Source organism: Vibrio sp. JPW-9-11-11 (assembly GCF_013369335.1).
GTDB lineage: Bacteria > Pseudomonadota > Gammaproteobacteria > Enterobacterales > Vibrionaceae > Vibrio.
This window is the reverse complement of sequence record NZ_SZQJ01000005.1, coordinates 314,151-334,778: the sequence shown is the minus strand read 5'-3', so window position 1 is coordinate 334,778 and position 20,628 is coordinate 314,151. Positions and strand designations below refer to the sequence as shown.

Sequence of the window (20,628 nt, the reverse complement as noted above, 5' to 3'; positions counted from 1 at the left end):
AGAGCAGTGGAATCAAATTGGGTTACTTGTTGTCCATGCAGACGAACTCTGCGCGCCATAGAAGGCGTCCAGTATCATGCATGTTGCGTAACACCTCTTGACCAGACATTTGCGGGAAAGCGTGCATCACGGTGACGTCTTCCCCTTGTTCTGATTTTTCATAAGCCCTGACGTGGGTAAAAGTGCTTGATAAATTGTTTGACAGCATATTCTTCGACAAACAAATGCCAAAAACGTCGCGTTTCATTGTCTTTCCCTCTGACAGTGTGTGAGCTGGCTAGGATGTTATTTTATTGTGAAGCCTGCTGGTTGCGTATCGTTACTCGGTCCAGTTTTGCTCAATAATTATACAACTAAATTGAATGTTGAGCGCAATAAATTACGCACATTTTACTTGATCTAAATCAAAGAGAGTGGGCTTGGCTCTCATGTTTTTGCTTAAGCAAGCGATTGCTTATTGTTGGGCGGCGTTTTAATAACCAAATGGAATCGTTATCAATATGGGCTTCACAGTTCACTGTACCACCACTCGGAGTGATGTTATCTGAATGTTATGCTTCTGCCAGAGATAAGGAGATGCTATGACATGGAGCGGTATCAGTTTTCGTAAAAGATTGCTGATTATTATGACGTTATCTGGGCTTATTGAACTATTGATTCTCGTCGCGGCGGGGTTTACTTACGTCAAGCATGCTCAGGAAGATGAAATGGGGCACAAAGCGCTAGGCGTGGCTTCGTTTCTTGCGCAATCTCCTTACGTCATCCAGATGATAGAAGAAGGTGTTGACCAACAGAGTCAGCAGCGCTTTCGCGATTTGACTACATTGATCGGCGCGGCGTTTATTGTTGTCGGCGACCAACAAGGCATTCGTCTCGTTCATCCGCTCGATGAGCGTCTTGGCAACCCGATGAAAGGGGGGGACAACGAGCGTGCACTAGTAGAGGGGGAAGCCTATATTTCTTTTGCTAAAGGGTCGCTCGGGTACTCGGTTCGTGGTAAGTCGGCGGTGTTTAATCAGCAGGGTGAGATTATCGGTGTGGTCTCTGTCGGCTATTTGATTGACCGCCTGCAAGACAGAATCGAGCCGTTTCTTATTTATCTATTGTTGATGGCACTTATTGTAGTGGTCGCTAATGCTCTGATCTCTAGCTATGCTTCACGCCGTTTTCAGCGTGCCATCTTGGGGTTTGAGCCCGAAGAAATAGGGCGGTTATACGTTGAGCTGGACGTGACCTTAGAAACATTAAAAGAAGGCATCTTAACTATTGATGATAAAGGTCGATTGCGTTCTCTTAACAAAAGCGCGTGTAAAATTCTGGGTTTAGTCAAAGAGCAGTGCATTGATAAGCCGCTCACTGAAGTGCTTCCCGAGAGTGATTTGCACACCGTATTGCAAACAGCCAGAACCGACCATGATATCAACTTATACCTCAACGAAAAGCGCCTTATTGCCAATCGCAGTCCGATCATTGTTGAAGGTAAGGTGGTTGGTGCCGTGTCGAGCTTCCGTTTAAGAGATGATTTAACGGAACTCAATGAGCAGTTAGCCAAAACCAAAGAGTATGCAGAAATGCTCCGCTCCCAGACCCATGAACACCGCAATAAGCTCAATACCATCAGCGGAATGGTTCAGATGGGAGAGCTGGAGGCAGTGCAACACTTAATTGGTCAAGAAACAGCGCACTATCAGGCGCTGATCGAATTTTTACGTGAGACAATCAAAGAACCTTTAATCGCAGGCATGCTGCTTGGAAAAACCGAACGGGCTCGTGAACTCGGGCTGGAACTGGTTGTAGAGCAAGGTTCACGATTGTTGCCGTTACCAAACCAGATCAACCCAGAAGATTTAGTGACTATTTTAGGTAACTTGATTGACAACGCTTTTGATGCCGTGCGCGACGCTATCACTCAGCATCGGTTAATTGCGCCCGATAGACGAGTGGTCGAAGTGTCTATCAGTGACTTTGGTAATGAGGTTATTCTAGAAGTGAGTGATCAAGGTTGCGGATTGCCAGAGGAAATGAGTATTGAAGCCTTGGTTCGGCGCGGTGTCTCAAGCAAAGGCTCAACGACGCGTGGTGTTGGGCTGTATCTCACCAATGAGTTGGCATTGCGCTACCATGGTGAACTGGAAATGGTCAATAACAAGCCACATGGAGCAAGGATGACAGTGTATTTACCTAAGGAAGAACGGGCATGAGCCAAGCAACCCAAGTGATGATCATTGAGGATGATTTGGCGATAGCGCAACTTCATCAGCGCTATTTAGATCAAATCGGTGGGTTTGAGGTGATAGGCATTGCCACCAGTAAACTCGAAGCCGATATGCAGCTAGAGGTGTTCAAGCCCGATTTACTGCTACTGGATGTGTATCTACCCGATGGAACCGGACTTGAGTTACTCAATGCATTGCGAGCAAAAAGCCTAAGCTGTGATGTCATCTTAATTACCGCAGCACGAGATGTAGAGACACTTCAGCAAGCAATGCGAGGGGGCGTCGTCGACTACTTGCTAAAACCTGTGGTTTTTCCCCGTTTAGAAGCGGCATTAAAAAAATACAGTGCGCAAAAGCACCAACTCGATCACACGCTCGATTTAGACCAATCTCTCGTCGATAAAATGCTCAGAAGCCATGATGGAACGGAAAGCGTTAAGAGCAGGCTGCCAAAAGGAATCGATGGTGTCACACTGGATAAAATTAAGGCGTTGTTTGTCGACAGTGAAAGCCTGACTGCCGACGAGGCTGGGGAAAGAATCGGCGCCAGTCGCACGACGGCCAGGCGTTATCTAGAATACTTAATCAGTTGCGGAGATTTGCAAGCCGACCTTAACTACGGCAGTGTAGGGCGGCCCGAGCGGACTTATCGGAAATCCACACAATGACGGTCGTTGACACTGGACGTTTGGGCAAAGCCCTTCTACATTATTAACTAGTTAGTCAATAGTATTGATCGTTATGACAGGGACTTTAATCGACGGACATCGTATCGTTTTATAAGGGCAGTGAATGAAGATTTGGGCTTTACTGAGTGTTTTTATTGCAGTCAATGGCTTTGCCAAAGAGTCAATGACCTTGACCCTCGCCTCCCAAGTTGATAATGGCCATCAGTACTATCACGAACTGTTATATGAAGCGCTCACTCGTGATGGCTACGACGTGAATATCATCGTTCCCAGTGACCATATTCCGCAAAAGCGGGTGGTCAAAATGGTCGAATCAGACCAACTAAGCTTAACTTGGTTGCTAGCAACGCCAGAACGAGACCAGAGCTATGCTTCAGTTGATGTTCCTTTAACAAATGGCCTGATTGGCAAACGGCTTCTCTTAATTCCTTCTGATCTCCAAGAAAAGTTTGATTCAATTGACTCACTTGATGCGCTCAGAGAGTCAAATCTTGTCGCGGGGCTGGGTATTAGTTGGTTTGATGTTGATGTATGGCAGTTTAACGCTCTACCAGTCTTTCAAGCGGATGGAGAGTGGCGCTCTCTGTACTGGAAACTTAGCGCTTCAGGCCCGATAAATTACTTTCCTCGTGGATTAAATGAGATTGGATTAGAGGCGGCGCAAAATCCACATCTATCGATCGAGAAGCGCTTAATGCTCGTCTATAATCGGGACTTCAAGTTCTATCTTTCTCCTCAAATGGCCCACTACAAACCGAAACTGGAACATGCCTTACTGCGTGCAAAGCAAGAGGGGTTGATTGACCAGTTGGTGGATAAGTATTGGGGGTCGAGTTTCAAACAACTGCAACCAGAGCAACGGACTGTCATATATCTCGAGTTACCCCCGTCAGTCTCTCAAAAACATTAACACAAGCTTGCCGTCTGGGTATAAACTCGAATAATTACCCTATGTGATTCATTTAAGGTCAGTTTTAGCCCGATGGAAAGTGTATTTATTGTTGTTGCCATTCTTGTTATTTTTTTCGTTGTTGTGCAAAAGCGCTTTCTAAAACAAGATGAGCTGAAAGACAACCATTACAAGCGTAAAGGGCCATTACTCAACGGCCATGAATCTGCTTTCTATAACGCACTTATCTCCGCAGTCGGTCAGCATGGCGTTGTGCTGAGTAAAGTCAACATGTCTAATGTGCTTGCCCCCGTCGCCACCGACAAGAAACAGTGGTTTGTTGCCAACAGTCGGATCGCGAAAAGCTATTTTGATTTCGTCGTTTGCGACCCGCGAAGCCTAGAAGTTCGAGTAGCTATTGAACTGGATAATGGCAAAGAATTGGACAAGGGTAAGATTGAGCGACAAAAGCTATTGATGCACGTGTGCAAATCGGCAGGCATTCCTCTTATCGGCACCAATATTAAACACAGCTATCAAGTGGGTCGGTTACGACGTTTGCTGGCGGCTCATATTGATTTAATTGAACCAGACAAAGAGGTTCGATTTTGTAAACGTTGCGGCAGCCCCATGACGATAAAGATTGCCTCTCAAGGTGAGCATAAAGGCCGACGCTTCTTTACTTGCAGTCGTCAACCTCATTGCACTTACACTGAAAACTACAATGTTGTTTTTGAAGATGAAGACGAATAGTTAAGATACTCTAACGGGACAAGGGCTGCATACCATAACTTGATTGCGGCCATTTTGTTTGGCTCGATAGAGCTCTTTATCGGCTTCTTTGAGTACCGACTCTAAGTTGGCGTAGTGATCACATTGATAGACACCAATACTGACAGTAAGTGAGATTGGTTCGTCTCCGTCATTGAACCTGTGGTGTTCAATAGCGTAGCGAATGTGTTCGGCTTTTTCTTTTGCGCGCTCAGCGTCACAGTCGTGTAGCGCGACACAAAACTCCTCCCCACCAATACGGTAAACCAAGTGCTCGTCACTCAGCGCATCAATCAATGCTGCGGTTTGAATAAGAACCTTGTCGCCAACATCATGCCCATATTGATCGTTCACCGCTTTAAAGAAATCGAGGTCGAGCACCAACAAAGACAAAGGGAGTTTGCGGCTCTCTTTACGATAACGTTCGAAGTTATGCATTAGCGCATGGCGGTTATACACACCCGTTAGGGCATCACGAGAAGCCAACTGGCCGAGAGAAGATTCTGACATTCGGCGTTTCACTTCAATGATGTGTGCAGTTGTCCACACTGCGATAAAAGTTAAGACAAAATTCACCATCAAGGGGGAGTAATGAAACAGTGCTGAAGCTGTGACTTTGTTGGCGATGATCACCATTTGCACACAAAAACCGAATAAAGTGGCGAGGAAACCGAAGCGACGCCCCAGCAACAGATAAAACACCACGGGAAACAGACAAGTCCATGTCATGACGCCAAACTCGATGGGAAGAAGCGCGGTGGCCAGGCAGGTAGCCGTGATTAAACTATAGACATAAAGTGTGACGGTGAGTTTCGGTGTGCTACCACGATACGCGTTGTAGGCGATAAAAGTAGAAAACACCCCAAATAGCGCGATAAGCAAACTAATGGTGTCGATTTGATCGATGGATAATTTGTAGAAAGTTAATGCAGCAGAGAGGCAACCTAATAGCGCACTTAGCCAAAACAGCACCGCACGGCGCAACTGACGTGAAGGATTGAAAATGTCTAGCTCCATCCGTGTCGCCTTTATTAGATTAAAGCATATATGTGTAAGCTTGAATAACGTTTCATATTATGCTTTTCTGCGTCGGAATCAAGGAGATAATTGAATTAAGCTCACATATTTCTTAGCAAAAGGACTGAAAACAGCGTGCGTTTCGTGGTGTTTGTCGGGTAAGTAAATGAAAGTAGTTACAAATGTGTCAAATAATTACCTTGTCGCCTCATAAAATGTTCGACTTTAGTCTTCTCAATAGGAGAGGGATTGCACGTGTTGGTCACGGCGCAAATTAAAACAGCCAAGTGGTGCGAACATTGATAGAATGACGCGGATGTTCCAATCACTATGAGCCCACAATGGAAAAAGTCGCAATCTTTGTTGATGTACAAAACATCTACTACACCACACGAGATAAATATCGAGCTAACTTTGACTACAACCAGTTTTGGTATGTGGCGACCACTGGTACGGAGGTTGTAGAGGCGCATGCCTATGCGATTGCGTCACACGATGCAAAACAGAGACAGTTCCATCATATTCTTCGTGGTATAGGTTTTAACGTAAAGCTAAAACCCTTTATTCAAAGACAAGATGGGAGTGCAAAAGGAGATTGGGATGTGGGTATCACATTGGATGTGTATGAGGTTGCACCAAAGGTAGACAGAGTGATCCTACTCTCAGGCGATGGAGATTTTGAACTACTAGTTGAGAGAGTTCAGCAGCGATTTGGCACCAAAGTCGACGTTTACGCGGTGCCAGGGTTGACCGCGCAAACTCTTATTGATGCTTGTGATCGCTTCGTTGCGATTGACGAAGCATTATTGCTCAGAAGGTAGCGGCTGCGTTTGATCTAGACCCGCTTGTTCACCAACGTGTTCAGCGTCGGGGGCTTGTTCCATTTTTTCGCGCTCAGCTTTTGAAACGTAGCGCGGTTTGTTGCTCTTATGCAACTTCGCATTCTTTTTTTTAAGTTTGGCTTTTAGGATGCTGTTGATCTTCTTTTTGCGGTTCATGACTTAGTCCAAAACAAATTGAGCGCGGATAGTAACAGAAATACGACGAGACAACACCTTGAGTCCGAATGAAGCGCCATCATTGATTGCGCAGTTGTAGTTTGGCAACCCGCTTGCTCAAGGTATAAATGCGTTTTAACGACTCGACCCATTCCATCTGGATTCGAAAAATATCCAATCTTTGTTCGGTAGCCTGAGCTAAGCGCTCTGCTTGAAGCTCTAGAATCGAGTCGAGCAGGGCGTTAATTTCTCGTTTGGCATTAAGCACATTTTCTGCAAGTTGACTGTCGCCCCGGCGAATTGCATTCACGCTGTCAAGTAACGCTCGATTTACCCGAGAGTGTGTCAGGTCGAGAGTTTTACGCATCTCAGGGCTGGCACTAATGTTCGCGTCTAAGGTTTTGTAGCAAAGTGGTAGCATCGCATTCACCACCAAATCAGCGATACTCTCCAATTGGTCCGTTAGGCTAACCAACTTGATCTGTTGGCGGCTCTCCTTGGTAGAAAGCGGCGATTGGCGCAGCCTGCCTAAATAAGACAGAATTTGGCCATGGAGCATATCTACTTCGTCTTCTACTTTTTCTATCTCGCGCAATGTCTGTCTGGCGATCTGCTTGTCGTGGTCGCTACTATAACTCGCAGCCAAAGGTGGAAGCTGATTTACCATGTTAGAAACCCGCCGACCGACACGAGCTATTTCTAAATGAGCCTGCTCGAGAGCGATATCCGGCGTGGCAAGGTACTCATTTTTGATGTATTTAAGTGCGATCTTTTGTTTCTCTTTGTTGCTCGGTTTGTGCGGGACCAAACGCTTAACGGATTGAACAAAAAGCGCGCTAAATGGAAGCAAGATTAAAGTGTTCGCGACGTTAAATAGTGTGTTGGCATTGGCAATTTGGCGAGGCGACTCGACGGCAAGGCGCTCCATTCCTACCAGCTCCGGATAGCTTGGTGAGAGAGAGGCGGAGACGCTCGCCAATACCGCGATCAAAGGAAGCCAAATGATCACCCCAATCAGGTTAAACAAAAGATGTATCGCTGAGGTTTGTTTTGCTTCAGTACTTTTGCCTATCGCGGCGAGCAATGCCGTCATACAAGTACCTATGTTGGCCCCCATAGACATCGCAATCCCTGACTCTAAGGTAATAAAACCTTGGCTGGCGAGCACAATGACTATCCCTGTCGTTGCAGAGGAGGACTGGACTAAAGCCGTAAAGGAGGCGGCGAGCAAAATGGCCAAAATGGGGTTGTGCATTTTCACCATAAAATCAATAAAGGGCTGGAATACCCGCAGCGGTGACATGGCTTCACTCATCAAGTTCATGCCCAAAAATAGCAAGCCTAAGCCGAAAATAATATTGCCGTAGTTTTTATTTTGCTGCTGTTTAGATGCCATTTCGATAATAAAACCAATGGCGATCATTGCCATAGCGGCTTTGGTCACTTTAAAAGCGATGATTTGTGCCGTGACTGTGGTACCGATGTTGGCGCCCATAATGACCCCAACGGCTTGATTTAATGACATGAGTCCGGCACTGACAAACCCAACCAAAAGCACAGTGGTGACAGAAGAGGATTGAATCACGGCGGTCAATCCCGCGCCGGTTACCACAGAACTGATACGGTTGGTGGTCAGGGTACCTAGCACTTGCTTCATGCGGCTGCCAGCGGCGCGTTTTAGTGCGCCCGCCATTTTTTCCATGCCATAAAGAAACATCGCCAAACCGCCAAAAAGGCCCATCGACATCGAGGTGTAATCGAGCTCAACCAAATCGGGGCTGCCAAAAGCGGGAAAGGATAGACAAACAAGACTAGCAATAATCGGTAATGGGTTCATAGGCGCGACTTATTGTTCTATTTATTAATGTAAGTATAGGTTAAACCATAGTTATGTCTCGGCGAGAAGGTGTCACAGTGATTAAATCGAACTTCAATAAGCGGCAAAATTTTACGTATAAGGGTGAGATGTCGTCAGAGGAGACGTTGTATTGTGACGATACGGCGTGTTGTGAGGGTAAAGCCGGCGAGCAATTAATAGATACAAAAACGCCCGCTGATAGAGCGGGCGTTTTTGTAAAATTTGGTGGGTCCGGGCGAACTCGAATCGCCGACCCCTACCATGTCAAGGTAGTACTCTAACCAACTGAGCTACGGACCCAAATTTTTGTTCTTGCATTAAGCTGTAAAGGAGTGGTGGGTCCGGGCGAACTCGAATCGCCGACCCCTACCATGTCAAGGTAGTACTCTAACCAACTGAGCTACGGACCCATTCCTTAAGAACGAGAGGGATGTTACCGAGACTTATTCATTCGTGCAAGCCCATTTTTATCGATTTGAACTCGTTTGCTCTTTATCTAAGCGAATTGTTGCTGTTTTATTCGCGAAAGAATAAAAAATGTGCATTAAATCACGTAGATATCAGCCGCCAACCGTTAACGGCCGCGGCCATCAAACATCACGATGATGGTTTTGGTGATGATACTCAAGTCCATGCTCAGCCAGGAACGCAGTGAACAGAGCGATAACGCGTAGCTATGGTCAAAGCCCACTTTACGGCGTACATCATCAATGCAGGTGTCATAGCCTTGATTGACTTGCGCCAGTCCAGTAATACCCGGCATCACACCGTAGGTACGGTCGGCAAAATAAGGAATAGCGGCTTCGAGCTTGTGGTAGAAACTTGGCCGTTCTGGACGCGGACCAATTAACGACATCTCACCTTTAACGACATTGAACAGTTGAGGAATTTCATCAAGTCGGGTCTTGCGCAAAAAACGGCCTACAGGCGTAATACGTGGGTCGTTTTCTGTTGCCCAAACGGCGCCTGTTCGCTGTTCGGCATCTTGATACATGGTGCGAAATTTAATGATCTCGAAAAACATCATCTGATTTGGGGTCGATTTGCCCACTCTTAGCTGTTTGTAAAATATTGGCCCTGGCGATGATAGCTTAATGGCGAGGGCAATAAAGGGCATTACTGGGGTAAACAGCAACAAAGCGAACATTGCGCCAAACAGGTCGAATAAGCGTTTAGCGAGCCAAATAGAGTAGTGAGTAGATGCATTGCTCATAATCGTTCCTTATTGGTCTATGCGAGACCATTTTCCTGATTCCAGTCCAAATAAATAACGCAGTCCGCCGATTAAGTTCGCCCAGTGTCCCGCAACAACGTAACGCACTAAAGTACATACCTTATGACGAAACAATGTGGGAAATTGATGACTTAACAGAGCAAGACCATAAATGGTGAGTTGGCTGACCAACGCTACTTTGAACAGCAAGTAGCTAGCCAGCAACGCCGAGCTGATTAAGCAGGCCAACAGTAAGTAAGGTGTGAGTAGACGCAACCCTTTGCCCGAAAAGAAAGCGAAGGCGACGCCACGATATTTGGGTAAGAACATGTCGAACAACAAAATAGCTTGCTGCATGTTGCCTGCTGAAATACGCAGCCGGCGCTGGTAGTCATTGGCCGTATTTGTCGCCTCCATCTCCAATGCCATAATGCGCGGCTCGTAAGTCGCCACGTAACCTCGGCGAACAATTTGCATTGGGATAACAAAGTCGTCGTTAATGGTGTTGTTGTCCATCATGTCGAACAGATCTGTGCGAAACAAATAGAAAGCGCCGTGCGCACCTAGGGTGGAACCAAGTTTGGCTTCATTCATTTTGACCCGGCTTTGATATTGCCAGTAGCGGTTTTCACCATGATTGTTGGTCTCGAAAAGCTGGTAATGGCCATTCACCACGCCAATATTGGGTTGCTGGAAGTGTTGATTGGCAATCCACAAGGCATCGACAGAGATGAGTGCAGATACATCACTTAAAGCGACGATATCAGTATCAATACGAGCAATTTGTTGATTCAAAATGGAGACTTTGCCTCGGTTGTCGTCATAGGCACGAATTTCAAAGTGGGTATCGCTGCATATGGCTTCTTGAATGGTTTGTTCGGCGATTTCAACGGTCTTATCACTGCATCCATCACAAACGACAATGACTTTATATTTATCTCGTGGGTAGTCTAAACACGCGAGGTTACGAATTTTGTCGGCGATCCAAAGCTGTTCGTTATAAGCGGGAACCAAAATTGTGATCGAGAGGCAATGAGTGTCTTGGCGCGCTTGCTTATAGCCCCGAGCAACGGCTTCAAGCGGTTGAGAAGGTTGCACTTTGGAAACCCAAGATAGCAGCATGGGGTAGCCTACATGGTGGTACGCAATGAGAAAAGCACACAATGAAAACGTACTGATGAGAATGAGATCGATCATGCGTGTTTCTCCGTGGCTAATGAGTCGTATGCTCGAATCATGGTACGGATGTCATTGTGCTGACGCACGAACTGACGCGGCGACACCGAACCGGGTGAGTCTAGTTTGTCGCTGATGGCCTTGGCCAGCGCTATGGGATTATCGGCTTCAACCACGGCGCCACTGCGAGGACAAATTGTCTCTTCACTGGCGCCCACTTGGGTGGCAATAGTGACAATGTCACAGGCTTGAGCTTCGAGTGTCGAAAGTGGGAAACCTTCACTTAGCGATGGTAAACAGAACAGGTCGAGCGATTGGTAAAAGCGCGCCATCTCACCCACTAAGCCCAAAAAGATAACTCGGTGTTGAATATTGAGATTACCGCTGAGCTGCTTTAATGACGCAAGTTGAGAGCCCGCCCCGGCCAATACCAAGCTGACGTTGTCTGGTAACGCAGCCAGGGCATGAAGAAGGACAGCGTGGCCTTTGACAGGCTCCAGTCTACCAGCACATCCTATTAGTGTACGATCGGTTGGTAGTCCCAGCGCTTGTCGAGCGAGCAATTTAGATCCGGGTTTGAATTTTTCGCAATCGACACCGTTTTTGATCACCGTCACCGGATGAGAAAAGTGCTGCCTAATTTGCTCACGAACCAGCTCTGCATCGGCAACCCATTTGGGACGCGCAATTTGAACGGCAAAGGATTGAATACGGCGATGACTCCCTTTAGCAAAGTGCCAAGCGTCATGCTCAGTATGAATTCGGGTCTCTACCTGAGCCAATCGGGCCGCGCAGCCAGCGTATAAAATCGGGCCAATATGGTGGGTGTGGACCACATTGGGCCTGAGTGTGCGAAACAAGCGGTAAAGCTGAATGAAGGTTTTACCACTGACCCCTGAAGGCTTATTAAGAAAAAGTATTTTGTCGCGATACTGCTCGAGTCGAGGCCATTTATCAAAGGCCTGCTGTCTATTGCCCTCCAAGCTCACCAGTAAAGTACGTTGGCGAGAGGAGGAAAAAGAGAGCATATCCAGTGCTAAAGATTCGAGTCCTCCGGGCGCCAAGTGCTGCACGACATGGACAATCAATTTACTTGCTTGTGTCATAGCGACTCCTCACCATATCATCGTTACCTAACGTAATATTGCATTGAGTGTGCCAGGGTAAAAATGTTTTAAAATTAGATAGTTAGTTTGGGTTTGGTGCGGTTTTTCATCTTGATAGTCAATTTGATTTTCAATTGAACAATCGCGGTTTGATATTGGGAAGGTGAGTGATGACAGGCGCACCAGTGATGGCTTCGACTTCGTCTTGGCGGCGCACTGAAGAATCAAACAACTCAATCAAAGTCGCCACCCCGGCGCCTAGGCCTAACCCTGCAACAACTCCTGCGATGATGAATATCACTAAGGGGAGGTTGGCTGGTCGGCTCGGAGTGTAAGGCAAGTCGATAATCTTCACTCGCTTATTTTGTTCGAATATTCCCAACGACCCAGTCAGTTGCGCCATTTCGTAGCGCTGAATTAACTCATCATAAAGCTGACGTTTGATTTCGGCGTTGCGCACTAAGCGACGCATGGTTTTGGCATTATCACCAAACTTATTCGCTTCGCTCTCTAAATTAACAATCATAGTTTGCAGGCTTTTAGTCTCTTCGCTCAACGACTCATAGCGACTACGCACCAATTGTAGACTTTGCAACTGAGTGACTAAAAGTGGCTGTACATCGTTGATATCTCTTAGTTGGTTGCTGGTGGCGATTCCCCAAAGTTGGTCGCGACTGATATTAGGTTGGTCGCTACCTAGCAGCAACTTACGTTCATTTTCTAAGCGTCGCAGTTCTCGCTCTTTACCTTGCACCAAACTGTGTTTGTCGGTGTACTTGGCTTTCAGCAGAGTCAATTCACTGCGAATATCGATAATTTGGTCTTCAATTTTACCCACAACAGGATTGGTTTTAGACAACTGTTGATCGAGCGAGCCCAAACTGCGTTCAACCCCCGCTAACTCCGCTTTTTTCTCTGCGTAACTCTGCTTTAAAGAAGCGAGGCGACTCAAGGCTTGAGACTGCATTTCTGGTGTTACAGAGGCAAATCTGTTTTTGAAATCCGCTAACTCGTTTTCGGCGATATCTAACTCTTGGCGACGTTTTTCGATATGAATAGCGAGAAACTCTGATGAGTCCCGAATCGATGAACGCTCAGGAGCGAGCAGTTGCTCGATAAAGTGATCACTGATTGACTCCAACATCTGTTTCATTCCATCGGGTTTATCGGCCGACAAAGAGATGTGTAGGAAATCTTTACCCGGTTGACTAATCGTGAGGCTGTTGGACAAGGTATTGATGACGGAATCTTTTTCCTCGAGCGACATAGTCTCATTGATTAAATGGTGCTCTTTGGCAACGGCGCTGAGTACGTGACGACTTTTTAATAATGTACTTAGCGCATTCAGGCGCTCTTTGAGCATTGTTGATACCGCGATGTCTTCAAGAAACGGATTCATTTTGGCGGTTTCTTGAATCAGCATCGAGGTATGGGATACGTAGGTCGTGGGGGCAACTTTCCCGATCAGCAAGCCGACGAAAGGCAAAATCAGCACTGGGACTACGATAACGTAGCGCTGACGCCATGCGGCGTTGAGGATCACGATCAAACGCAGTTTTAGTTCATTCATAATGCCTCCAGTAATACGGTCAGTTGCATTGTGCGGGCATCCCAACTGAGATGACTCATGTCCGCTGACGAAAGAGGAGAATGCGTACACGCTATCTGAGCGAGGGCGGCGGAGAACGCCTCGGCGCTATCGGCGATGGTCACGGATTGACGATAGGGACTGAGCGCCGGAAAAGATGTGCTAATCACAGCGCTACCAGCAGCGAGATACTCAAGTAATTTAAGTGGGCTACATGAGGCGATTTGAGAGTTTTGAACAAACGGCAGCAAACTAACATTCCAGTGTTGGCTGTAGCTTGGCAAGCGATCATGTGGACGCGTTCCCAAATAGTGAACGTTAGGCAGGCGTGGTAGTGGATTATGATTCAGTTCAATGGGGCCGATGAAGACAAACTCCCAGTCTGGGTTATCCGCGCAGATTTGATGAATTAAAGGATAGTCTAACCAGTTGGACAAACTCCCATAAAAACCCGCGGTCTTTTTGGCTCGACTGGGGAGATCGACTGCGCGTTGGCACGGCGTACTAAATAGCTGGGTATCCACGCCATGGGGAAGGTAGTGACTTTTTGAAGGTGGAAACTTGGTCAATAAAGCCGAACTGGCCGCAAAAATGAGGTCGGCTTGTTGTGCGAGTTTGTTTTCGTGTTGTTGCACGACATCGTGGTCGACGCCTGCAAGCGCTGAGAAATCATCGCCACAATAGTAGACCACCGCCGATTCACCTAAGTGGCCACAAAGGTCTGCAGTGGTTGGCAACGAGCTCCACAAAATTGGGCTGTTTAAATTCAATTGCCGAATGATAGGCCGGAGTTGTTGGCACGTCATCCATTTAGCCAATAAGCGCGCAAAACGAGAGCGGGGCGCTGGTATGGTCTTTATGTTGACCACAGTAATATTACTCGGTGGTAAATGGCTGGTGTGGTAACCCCCTTTCGCGCGGCCAAGCAATTTCAGCGCCGCACGCTGAATGTCATGACGGTTGAGCTTGGGTTGTCTAAGCCCGATGGAATTTACCCACAGCACTTTTCTCTGTTTTGCCAACCGAGTGACTAAGTGTTGAGTACTGGAAGGTAAACCGCCAAAGTCCTCCCCAAAAACAATCAAATCACGCATAGGCGTCTCCTTGATCTAGATGTTTTATCACGCGTGCAGGGTTGCCCGCCGCGACGACAAACGGTGGTAAACTTTTTGTCACTACACTTCCAGTGCCAACAATGGTTCCGCGGCCTATAGTGACATTGGGGCACACTGTCACATTGGTGCCGAGCCACACATCACGCTCTAACACGATGTGACCGACATCTGTATCACTATCGCCAAGCCCTCTAGCGCGTTGTTCGGCGTTAAACGCATGACCTGAGTAGCCAAACAGAAATGCCCCCCCGGCGATTCGAACGTTATCTTCAATGACGACTCTTGTACCAACGGCTATCGTGCTTTGCCAGCCAATATCGACGTTACTACCAACAATGAGTTGAGGATGATCAGACTGAGGTCGACCGCTGAACGTGGTATGACCGGAAATCCGGCAGTGATCACCGAGTGAAATTGTCAATGGACCAGAGACAAACGGGACCCCACCGAATAGGTACAAGCCACGACCACACCGTTGGGTCCGTCCTTTGAACGCCGGTGTGTAAATCAGTAAACGCCCAAGAGTACTTGTTATGGATGTGATCGATCTATACGCCATATAGATGAGCTTATTGACCAGTCGAGGGGTAGGAATGTCACAGGCACGAATGGCTTTTAATGCGAAAAACAACCTGCGATAAGCGGGGTTATCGTGGTGCTGCAGCCACACTTTTAACTGATTGAGCTGTTGAGCGTTCATAGGCGCATTCCAAAAATGAATTGTATCCTTTGCGTATCATGGAATGTGCCAAAACATAAAATTATAAAATTCAGATAGTTAAGATTACTCTGTGGCGGTTTTCTCAATATGAGAATAGTTTTGACTAATGCGAGAAATGGCAATACAAAGCGCAGCAAGAATGTAAATTGGCCAGGTAAAACCTTGCGTAAGAAAGGTTCCGGAAACGATGGTGCCAATAATGCCCGCATACACCGCCAAACAGGTAGCGTAAAGGTAAGGAGAGACGTGGTGAGATAGAGCAGCAAGTCGGGTTAGGCTTGTGCGACTGGTTTTAACCAGAGAGACAATAATGGCAACGAAAACCAATAGCCCTAGAAAGCCCGTTTCGGCGAGCACACCAAACCAAGTGCTGTGAACTGCATGATTCAAGCCATCCCAATGTGGGCTATAAAAAAAGTAATTCGCATAAAAATTGTTGAGCCCTACACCAGTCAATGGGTTGTCCAAGGCCATTTTGAAGGCGGCTTCCCATGCGTAAAGACGCCCCATCGCCGACGCGTCAATTCCTTCTTCTGCGTCCCCGCCGGATTGACGATCCGAAATGCCTGCGACGGCAAATAACAGCGCTGCGCCTACTAGGCCAATCATAATCAGTAGCGACTTGGAGCGAATCAAACGCAAGCCAAAAATACCAAACACAGCCACTGAGCCAAGCAGACCGCCACGACTTTGAGTTGCGATGACTGCCGACATTGCCAACACTAGACCGACCACTCCAAGCACTCGAGAGAAACCAATTTTCTTGGTAGTGGCAAAGCTGATCGCAAAAGCGAGTGGGAACATCAGCACCAACGAAAGGTCATTTGGGTCACCGAGCACAGAACCCAGATTTCGTCCAATCGTCACGCGAGTGCCTTCCACCAATCCAATCCCTGCGGCTGAATTGTACAGAGCGACAATTGCAATCAGTGAGCCGGCAAGAATGATCAAAGTGGCGATACGTTTTACTGCGTCTTGGCTGTCCACTAACCAGGCAATGGCAAGCGTCATGACAATAATCTTCCAATAGATATTCTTAAAATAGGTAATTGCTAGGCCTGGATTAGAAGAGAGCACAGAACCGATCACGACCAAGATCCAAAACAGCGCCAGCCAAGTCAGACTCGGATGCCAAAAAGGAGTCAACTGACGGCTAATAAGCACATGCCATAATAGCGCCGACAATGCCCCTAAGGAGAGCAATAATGGAATTTTTAGTGAGTAAAGAGCGGGAATGGCTTCATGAATACGGAAGAACGAAAACAAAACGAATAAGCTCACCAGCCAAAAGGTTTGGTTGAGAACAAATAGTGCACCAAGTGGGGCGAAGCAGAGCACAACGACTAAGGCTGGATGTGGCATCAGATACCATAAAGCCGCAATGGAAAACGACAATAGGCCCATCCACATCGTCGTTTTATTGTGCGTGCGGGTCATCATGATGCTTTACCCAATGAGCCTTGTAACTCTAAAAGCAATGTGCGTACGCGTTTTACGTCGATAAGTCGACTGCGCGCCGCAAAGCCAAGCAGTACCGCTAGTTCAAGGCCAAGCATCAACAATGACCACTGTGGGTGAAACGAGTATTGGCTGGTGATAATGAACAAACAGGTCATGAGCAGTAACCCCGCGATCTGAACGACGGGATAGTTGAGCGGTCTGAGCGCTTGACTTTGCACAAAAACCAATACCAACCGGCAAAGCTGGCCTGTCATCAGCGCCAATAAAATCGCATAGGTGCCGAAGTTTCTGACGGCAAAACAAACGCCAAAAGCTAAAACAGTGGAGACAAGATTGATCACAAGCAGTTGACTGGTTTTACGCTGATATAGCAAGCCAAAATTGCAAAGCTCGACCATCTCTTTAAACACCATCATCATTATAGTGATGCCAATAAACGGGATAGCGGCCAGATAGACTGGCGGCATCATCCAATGGATGAATAACTGGCTCAACCAACAAATTGCGACCGCTAAAGTACACAGTAACACAGCGCCCTGGGTGGTGGTGGTGGCCACGTAATCACCGCCACGCCGTTGCATCGCTTCAAATCGTTTTGGCATCCACCACATGTGAAAAGGTTGCAGAGCAATACCCACCGCGAGCGCGAACTTGGCCGCAATCGCATAGAGCCCGAGAGTGGACAGATCCGTTATCCCTGCGATGATCCAGCGTTCGGCTCCGCTTAATCCGAATGCGACGACTGCAGATAACATGAGCGGAGCCGAGTAGCTGAGGTAGTGTTGACACTGGTTTAAACTAGGCAGACGAAAGCCAAAGCTTAGGTAATAGTGGAGAAAAAGAAACTGACCAAAGCTTGCGGCTACATTCACAGCAAAAATAGTCGTTACATCGGGGCGGGTCATTAGCACTAGTAGCAGTAAGGTAAGCTGGGCCCCCACGGTTGCCATGCAGAGTTTGAAAAAGAGCGTAGCTTGATTATGAAGTCTTAACCAAGCCAGTCCGATGGCGAGAGGGGCTTCGAAACAGAGTACCAGCGCCATGAGCAGCACCTGGTTGTCTGTAATTAGTAATGAATTTGGGGCAACTAATTGATAAATGGTCAATATCCCTGCACTCAATACTATTGAAAGTGAGAGCGAAGCGCTATACAGCTTAGCGGCGTGTTTTTTTCGTCTGTATCCGCAGTCTATTGTGCCAATAAAACGATAGAGGTTCTCGTGCATTGCCAGGCCAACGACGAGACTTAAAAAAACCGTTGTGACGCCAAGTAGTTCGAGCTGGCCAATCTGCTTGGGATTGAGGAAGTGGGTCATGACTGGCAAGGTGATTAGAGAGATACCTTTAACCAGCACTAAACTTACTGCATAGAGACTGATGTGTTTAAGTTGAGTGATGCCCATGTTCGCTCCTTTTACTCATGTACACGCTGGGTGACGAGTGTTGGCGTCGCCCCCACTGTACTAGCAATGGAGGCATAGCAAACCTCGGCGCGATATTGACTAGCTATCTGCGCAGCGTTGCGTTGGCAACGCTGCATTACGCTACTGTCATTGGTGGCAAGTAGCAGAGCGTGGGCCAAACTTTCAGCATCGTTAGGTTGGTACTTAATGCAGTTTTGAGTGTGCGTGAGGTGTTGATCCCAATAGGCCCCATCTTGCGGAAGGACGACACACATGCCAGCCGCGAGCGCTTCTAAAATGGAAAGACCGAAAGGTTCGCTTTGGCTGGTCGAGACAAAGATACTGGCTTCGCTGCGCAGTTGATCTAAGTTATCAGGGTCTTCCCACCATTGGATATTGCTGCGTTCAACCGGCGCAAGACTCATAGGTAAGCACGTTTGCTGCGGGCGAATATAACAGACAGTGACAGGCAAAGGTTGGTAATGATGGCAAATCGCTTCGGCATCGAGTAAAAGGTCTAACCCTTTCCATTTGAGTAACGAAGCGGCCCAAAAGCAAATTGGCATTGAGGTTTGGCTAGGCGTTGGCCAGCGTTCAGCGGGAATACCATTGACGAACGTTTGATAGTGCGACGCCGAAAGATAGCTTTCCGCGAGTGGTTCTGTGTTATCGATTGCAGTTATCGAAGAGTAATAGCATTGGATCGCTTGGCTGATACTTGCCCGCGCAGTATTGAGGTAAAAGACATGATTGGCGAGGGTTAAGCTGTAACCAATTGAGCGAGACAAGCCAACACTGCCGTGAACGAACTGCACGACAGGCGTGCCAACAAGCTTGTGTACAAGATACAGCGCCATATCCATTCCTGGCCCCGATGCGCCAATAAGCTGCCGAACATTGTTCAGCAACATCACTTTAAGTATGCATAGGGCAAAATAGCATTGGTTTAACCAGTACCCTACGCCATGATGGCGATGAATGAGCCACTTAACGGGTCTTATAACCTGGCATTTGACGTTATGCTGCTGATAAAAAGACGTTTGTTGCCAGAACTCTATATCGACGGTGAGCACTAAGTAATGATTGTTGTTTGCATCTGTGCAGTTAAGTGCATCACTAGTCGCCACTTTAGAACCGCCTTTAAAGGGGATCGGATCAAAGAGCAGTGTGATTGGTTGTTTAGCCATGCTCAGCTCCCATTGACATGCGACGAGTAAGGTATGTTCTGATTGGTGATAAGGTAGTCACTATAGAGCGAGACTTGGATGGGCTCGCGAGTAACGTTTGATAAACGGCTTCGATACGATCACAGCTAATAGAGAGGTCGTGTTGAGTCTTAATGTGCTGATACGCGTTCGCCGCATATTTCTCACCCAAAGCTCGGTTGTTAATCAGTATCCGCATCGCTTTAGCTAGCGGGTTTACGCCTTTGTTGGGATAGAGAATTCCAGTTTCACCGTGCTGGATAAACTCTGGAATGCCGCCTTCAAACGGCGCGATAATCGGCACTTTGGCGAGTGCCGCTTCAGCAATCACCAGACCAAAGGCTTCACTGCGTGCGGCGCTGATAAAACCATCACACCCTTTAAGCCAGCCAATCACCTGACGTTGTTCACCCGTGAAATAAATGCGGTCAGCGAGATGAAGATACTCCGCTTGGCGCTCGAGTGTGTTACGAAGTGGACCGTCGCCAATGACAACTAAGCTCACGTTGCGGTATTCAAATGCGATGTGTCGCATCGCGGTGAGAATCCTATCGACCCCTTTACGGTGAATGAGCGAACCAACAGTGGCGAATACAAAGTCCTCGCTCGGGATGCCCAAATGTGCTTTCACGTCGATTTTAGGTTGTGCCTCTAGGGCCTGGGTATCGATGCCATTGTGAATCACCGACATCTTGTTCGCTGGAAAGCCATCTTCTAACATCGGTTTGGCGACGTGGTGGCTAACCGCAATAACATGGGGGGATAAATGCATCCCGAGAGTTAATCGGTCGCGTGCAGGGTAAGGACAATGCAGCTGGGTTACTGAGGGGACGCCGCATATTTTGGCGGCAGCGACCATCCATTGGCAAGGTGCTGCACTGTTAATGTGTACTAAATCGATGTTGTTTTGCTCGATTAGCGCTCGGCCAGTCGCCATCAGGTGATACCAAGCTTTAATATTGAGTTTTGGCGCTTTCCAGCCTAGTAGTACTGGGAAGTCGTCGGTTTTATGGGCAACACCAATTTCGGCCAGAACCGAGGCTAACTCCCGATTGTTAGTCCACACCACGGGTTGATACTGATGGCGCGAGACATAGTGAATCAGGTCAAGTAAGCATTTTTCACTGCCACGGATCCAGTTATCTCCATAATGAACGAAAAGAATGCGTTTGGTCATGCGATGCCTCTCTAGCTGAGTCGAA

At 47.4% G+C, this 20,628-nt stretch carries 19 protein-coding genes and 2 tRNA genes; 5 read left to right on the top strand and 16 right to left on the bottom strand.

What is annotated here, in order from left to right:
• Positions 1-22 precede the first annotated feature (22 nt).
• Positions 23-247, bottom strand: a complete 225-nt coding sequence (locus tag FCU94_RS07375) for a hypothetical protein (RefSeq protein WP_176287892.1) — start codon at positions 245-247, stop codon at positions 23-25.
• 334 nt (positions 248-581) lie between these two features.
• Here FCU94_RS07375 and FCU94_RS07370 point away from each other — a divergent pair, with 334 nt between their 5' ends.
• The 4 genes from FCU94_RS07370 to FCU94_RS07355 all read left to right on the top strand — a co-directional run bounded on the left by FCU94_RS07370 (position 582) and on the right by FCU94_RS07355 (position 4,547).
• Positions 582-2,201, top strand: coding sequence for an ATP-binding protein (locus FCU94_RS07370; protein WP_176287891.1), 1,620 nt, complete (start codon positions 582-584; stop codon positions 2,199-2,201).
• Positions 2,198-2,884 carry a response regulator gene (locus FCU94_RS07365; protein ID WP_176287890.1) on the top strand — a complete coding sequence of 229 codons (687 nt, stop codon included), beginning with the start codon at positions 2,198-2,200 and terminating at the stop codon, positions 2,882-2,884. The genes FCU94_RS07370 and FCU94_RS07365 overlap by 4 nt, the downstream gene beginning before the upstream one ends.
• 124 nt (positions 2,885-3,008) lie before the next feature.
• Positions 3,009-3,815: a hypothetical protein gene (locus FCU94_RS07360; protein WP_176287889.1), complete on the top strand. Its 807-nt coding sequence runs from the start codon at positions 3,009-3,011 to the stop codon at positions 3,813-3,815.
• 72 nt (positions 3,816-3,887) lie between these two features.
• Positions 3,888-4,547: a DUF2726 domain-containing protein gene (locus FCU94_RS07355; protein WP_176287888.1), complete on the top strand. Its 660-nt coding sequence runs from the start codon at positions 3,888-3,890 to the stop codon at positions 4,545-4,547.
• On the opposite strand, the gene FCU94_RS07350 is transcribed toward FCU94_RS07355, so the two are convergent.
• Positions 4,548-5,582: a GGDEF domain-containing protein gene (locus tag FCU94_RS07350; RefSeq protein ID WP_176287887.1), complete on the bottom strand. Its 1,035-nt coding sequence runs from the start codon at positions 5,580-5,582 to the stop codon at positions 4,548-4,550.
• A gap of 341 nt (positions 5,583-5,923) precedes the next feature.
• Between FCU94_RS07350 and FCU94_RS07345 the strand changes: the two genes are divergently transcribed.
• The gene (locus tag FCU94_RS07345; protein WP_176287886.1) at positions 5,924-6,403 is read left to right on the top strand and encodes a LabA-like NYN domain-containing protein; all 480 of its coding nucleotides are present in this window, start codon (positions 5,924-5,926) and stop codon (positions 6,401-6,403) included.
• Here the strand turns inward: FCU94_RS07345 and FCU94_RS07340 are convergent.
• From FCU94_RS07340 to FCU94_RS07275, 14 genes are all read right to left on the bottom strand, one after another.
• The gene (locus FCU94_RS07340; protein ID WP_176287885.1) at positions 6,386-6,580 is read right to left on the bottom strand and encodes a DUF2986 domain-containing protein; all 195 of its coding nucleotides are present in this window, start codon (positions 6,578-6,580) and stop codon (positions 6,386-6,388) included. The genes FCU94_RS07345 and FCU94_RS07340 overlap by 18 nt on opposite strands.
• Positions 6,581-6,659: 79 nt before the next feature.
• Positions 6,660-8,417, bottom strand: a complete 1,758-nt coding sequence (locus FCU94_RS07335) for a Na/Pi cotransporter family protein (protein WP_255199240.1) — start codon at positions 8,415-8,417, stop codon at positions 6,660-6,662.
• Positions 8,418-8,661: 244 nt separating this feature from the next.
• A tRNA-Val gene (locus tag FCU94_RS07330) sits at positions 8,662-8,738 on the bottom strand.
• Between the two features lie 33 nt (positions 8,739-8,771).
• Positions 8,772-8,848 (bottom strand) — tRNA-Val (locus tag FCU94_RS07325).
• A gap of 164 nt (positions 8,849-9,012) precedes the next feature.
• Positions 9,013-9,651 (bottom strand): sugar transferase, encoded by a 639-nt coding sequence (locus tag FCU94_RS07320; protein ID WP_176287884.1) that lies wholly within the window; start codon positions 9,649-9,651, stop codon positions 9,013-9,015.
• Positions 9,652-9,660: 9 nt separating this feature from the next.
• Positions 9,661-10,848, bottom strand: a complete 1,188-nt coding sequence (locus FCU94_RS07315) for a glycosyltransferase family 2 protein (RefSeq protein ID WP_176287883.1) — start codon at positions 10,846-10,848, stop codon at positions 9,661-9,663.
• On the bottom strand, positions 10,845-11,933 hold the full coding sequence (locus FCU94_RS07310) for a glycosyltransferase (protein WP_176287882.1): 1,089 nt from the start codon (positions 11,931-11,933) through the stop codon (positions 10,845-10,847). The genes FCU94_RS07315 and FCU94_RS07310 overlap by 4 nt, the downstream gene beginning before the upstream one ends.
• Positions 11,934-12,063: 130 nt before the next feature.
• On the bottom strand, positions 12,064-13,503 hold the full coding sequence (locus tag FCU94_RS07305) for a GumC family protein (RefSeq protein ID WP_176287881.1): 1,440 nt from the start codon (positions 13,501-13,503) through the stop codon (positions 12,064-12,066).
• A complete protein-coding gene (locus tag FCU94_RS07300) occupies positions 13,500-14,615 on the bottom strand; it encodes a glycosyltransferase (protein ID WP_176287880.1) in 1,116 nt (371 codons plus the stop codon). The genes FCU94_RS07305 and FCU94_RS07300 overlap by 4 nt, the downstream gene beginning before the upstream one ends.
• Complete coding sequence (locus FCU94_RS07295; protein WP_176287879.1) at positions 14,608-15,336, bottom strand: acyltransferase; 729 nt, start codon at positions 15,334-15,336, stop codon at positions 14,608-14,610. The genes FCU94_RS07300 and FCU94_RS07295 overlap by 8 nt, the downstream gene beginning before the upstream one ends.
• 84 nt (positions 15,337-15,420) lie before the next feature.
• The gene (locus FCU94_RS07290; protein ID WP_255199247.1) at positions 15,421-16,794 is read right to left on the bottom strand and encodes an O-antigen ligase family protein; all 1,374 of its coding nucleotides are present in this window, start codon (positions 16,792-16,794) and stop codon (positions 15,421-15,423) included.
• Complete coding sequence (locus FCU94_RS07285; protein WP_176287878.1) at positions 16,794-18,221, bottom strand: lipopolysaccharide biosynthesis protein; 1,428 nt, start codon at positions 18,219-18,221, stop codon at positions 16,794-16,796. Before FCU94_RS07285 ends, FCU94_RS07290 begins: the two co-directional genes overlap by 1 nt.
• An 11-nt stretch (positions 18,222-18,232) precedes the next feature.
• Positions 18,233-19,408: a glycosyltransferase family 4 protein gene (locus FCU94_RS07280; RefSeq protein ID WP_176287877.1), complete on the bottom strand. Its 1,176-nt coding sequence runs from the start codon at positions 19,406-19,408 to the stop codon at positions 18,233-18,235.
• Positions 19,401-20,603 (bottom strand): glycosyltransferase family 4 protein, encoded by a 1,203-nt coding sequence (locus FCU94_RS07275; protein ID WP_176287876.1) that lies wholly within the window; start codon positions 20,601-20,603, stop codon positions 19,401-19,403. The genes FCU94_RS07280 and FCU94_RS07275 overlap by 8 nt, the downstream gene beginning before the upstream one ends.
• Positions 20,604-20,628 lie beyond the last annotated feature (25 nt).

Excerpts from the sequence above, each read along its gene's own strand:
- FCU94_RS07375 (WP_176287892.1), bottom strand. The coding sequence starts at position 247 with ATGAAACGCGACGTTTTTGGCATTTGTTTGTCGAAGAATATGCTGTCA.
- FCU94_RS07370 (WP_176287891.1), top strand. The coding sequence starts at position 582 with ATGACATGGAGCGGTATCAGTTTTCGTAAAAGATTGCTGATTATTATG.
- FCU94_RS07365 (WP_176287890.1), top strand. The coding sequence starts at position 2,198 with ATGAGCCAAGCAACCCAAGTGATGATCATTGAGGATGATTTGGCGATA.
- FCU94_RS07360 (WP_176287889.1), top strand. The coding sequence starts at position 3,009 with ATGAAGATTTGGGCTTTACTGAGTGTTTTTATTGCAGTCAATGGCTTT.
- FCU94_RS07355 (WP_176287888.1), top strand. The coding sequence starts at position 3,888 with ATGGAAAGTGTATTTATTGTTGTTGCCATTCTTGTTATTTTTTTCGTT.
- FCU94_RS07350 (WP_176287887.1), bottom strand. The coding sequence starts at position 5,582 with ATGGAGCTAGACATTTTCAATCCTTCACGTCAGTTGCGCCGTGCGGTG.
- FCU94_RS07345 (WP_176287886.1), top strand. The coding sequence starts at position 5,924 with ATGGAAAAAGTCGCAATCTTTGTTGATGTACAAAACATCTACTACACC.
- FCU94_RS07340 (WP_176287885.1), bottom strand. The coding sequence starts at position 6,580 with ATGAACCGCAAAAAGAAGATCAACAGCATCCTAAAAGCCAAACTTAAA.
- FCU94_RS07335 (WP_255199240.1), bottom strand. The coding sequence starts at position 8,417 with ATGAACCCATTACCGATTATTGCTAGTCTTGTTTGTCTATCCTTTCCC.
- FCU94_RS07320 (WP_176287884.1), bottom strand. The coding sequence starts at position 9,651 with ATGAGCAATGCATCTACTCACTACTCTATTTGGCTCGCTAAACGCTTA.
- FCU94_RS07315 (WP_176287883.1), bottom strand. The coding sequence starts at position 10,848 with ATGATCGATCTCATTCTCATCAGTACGTTTTCATTGTGTGCTTTTCTC.
- FCU94_RS07310 (WP_176287882.1), bottom strand. The coding sequence starts at position 11,933 with ATGACACAAGCAAGTAAATTGATTGTCCATGTCGTGCAGCACTTGGCG.
- FCU94_RS07305 (WP_176287881.1), bottom strand. The coding sequence starts at position 13,503 with ATGAATGAACTAAAACTGCGTTTGATCGTGATCCTCAACGCCGCATGG.
- FCU94_RS07300 (WP_176287880.1), bottom strand. The coding sequence starts at position 14,615 with ATGCGTGATTTGATTGTTTTTGGGGAGGACTTTGGCGGTTTACCTTCC.
- FCU94_RS07295 (WP_176287879.1), bottom strand. The coding sequence starts at position 15,336 with ATGAACGCTCAACAGCTCAATCAGTTAAAAGTGTGGCTGCAGCACCAC.
- FCU94_RS07290 (WP_255199247.1), bottom strand. The coding sequence starts at position 16,794 with ATGACCCGCACGCACAATAAAACGACGATGTGGATGGGCCTATTGTCG.
- FCU94_RS07285 (WP_176287878.1), bottom strand. The coding sequence starts at position 18,221 with ATGGGCATCACTCAACTTAAACACATCAGTCTCTATGCAGTAAGTTTA.
- FCU94_RS07280 (WP_176287877.1), bottom strand. The coding sequence starts at position 19,408 with ATGGCTAAACAACCAATCACACTGCTCTTTGATCCGATCCCCTTTAAA.
- FCU94_RS07275 (WP_176287876.1), bottom strand. The coding sequence starts at position 20,603 with ATGACCAAACGCATTCTTTTCGTTCATTATGGAGATAACTGGATCCGT.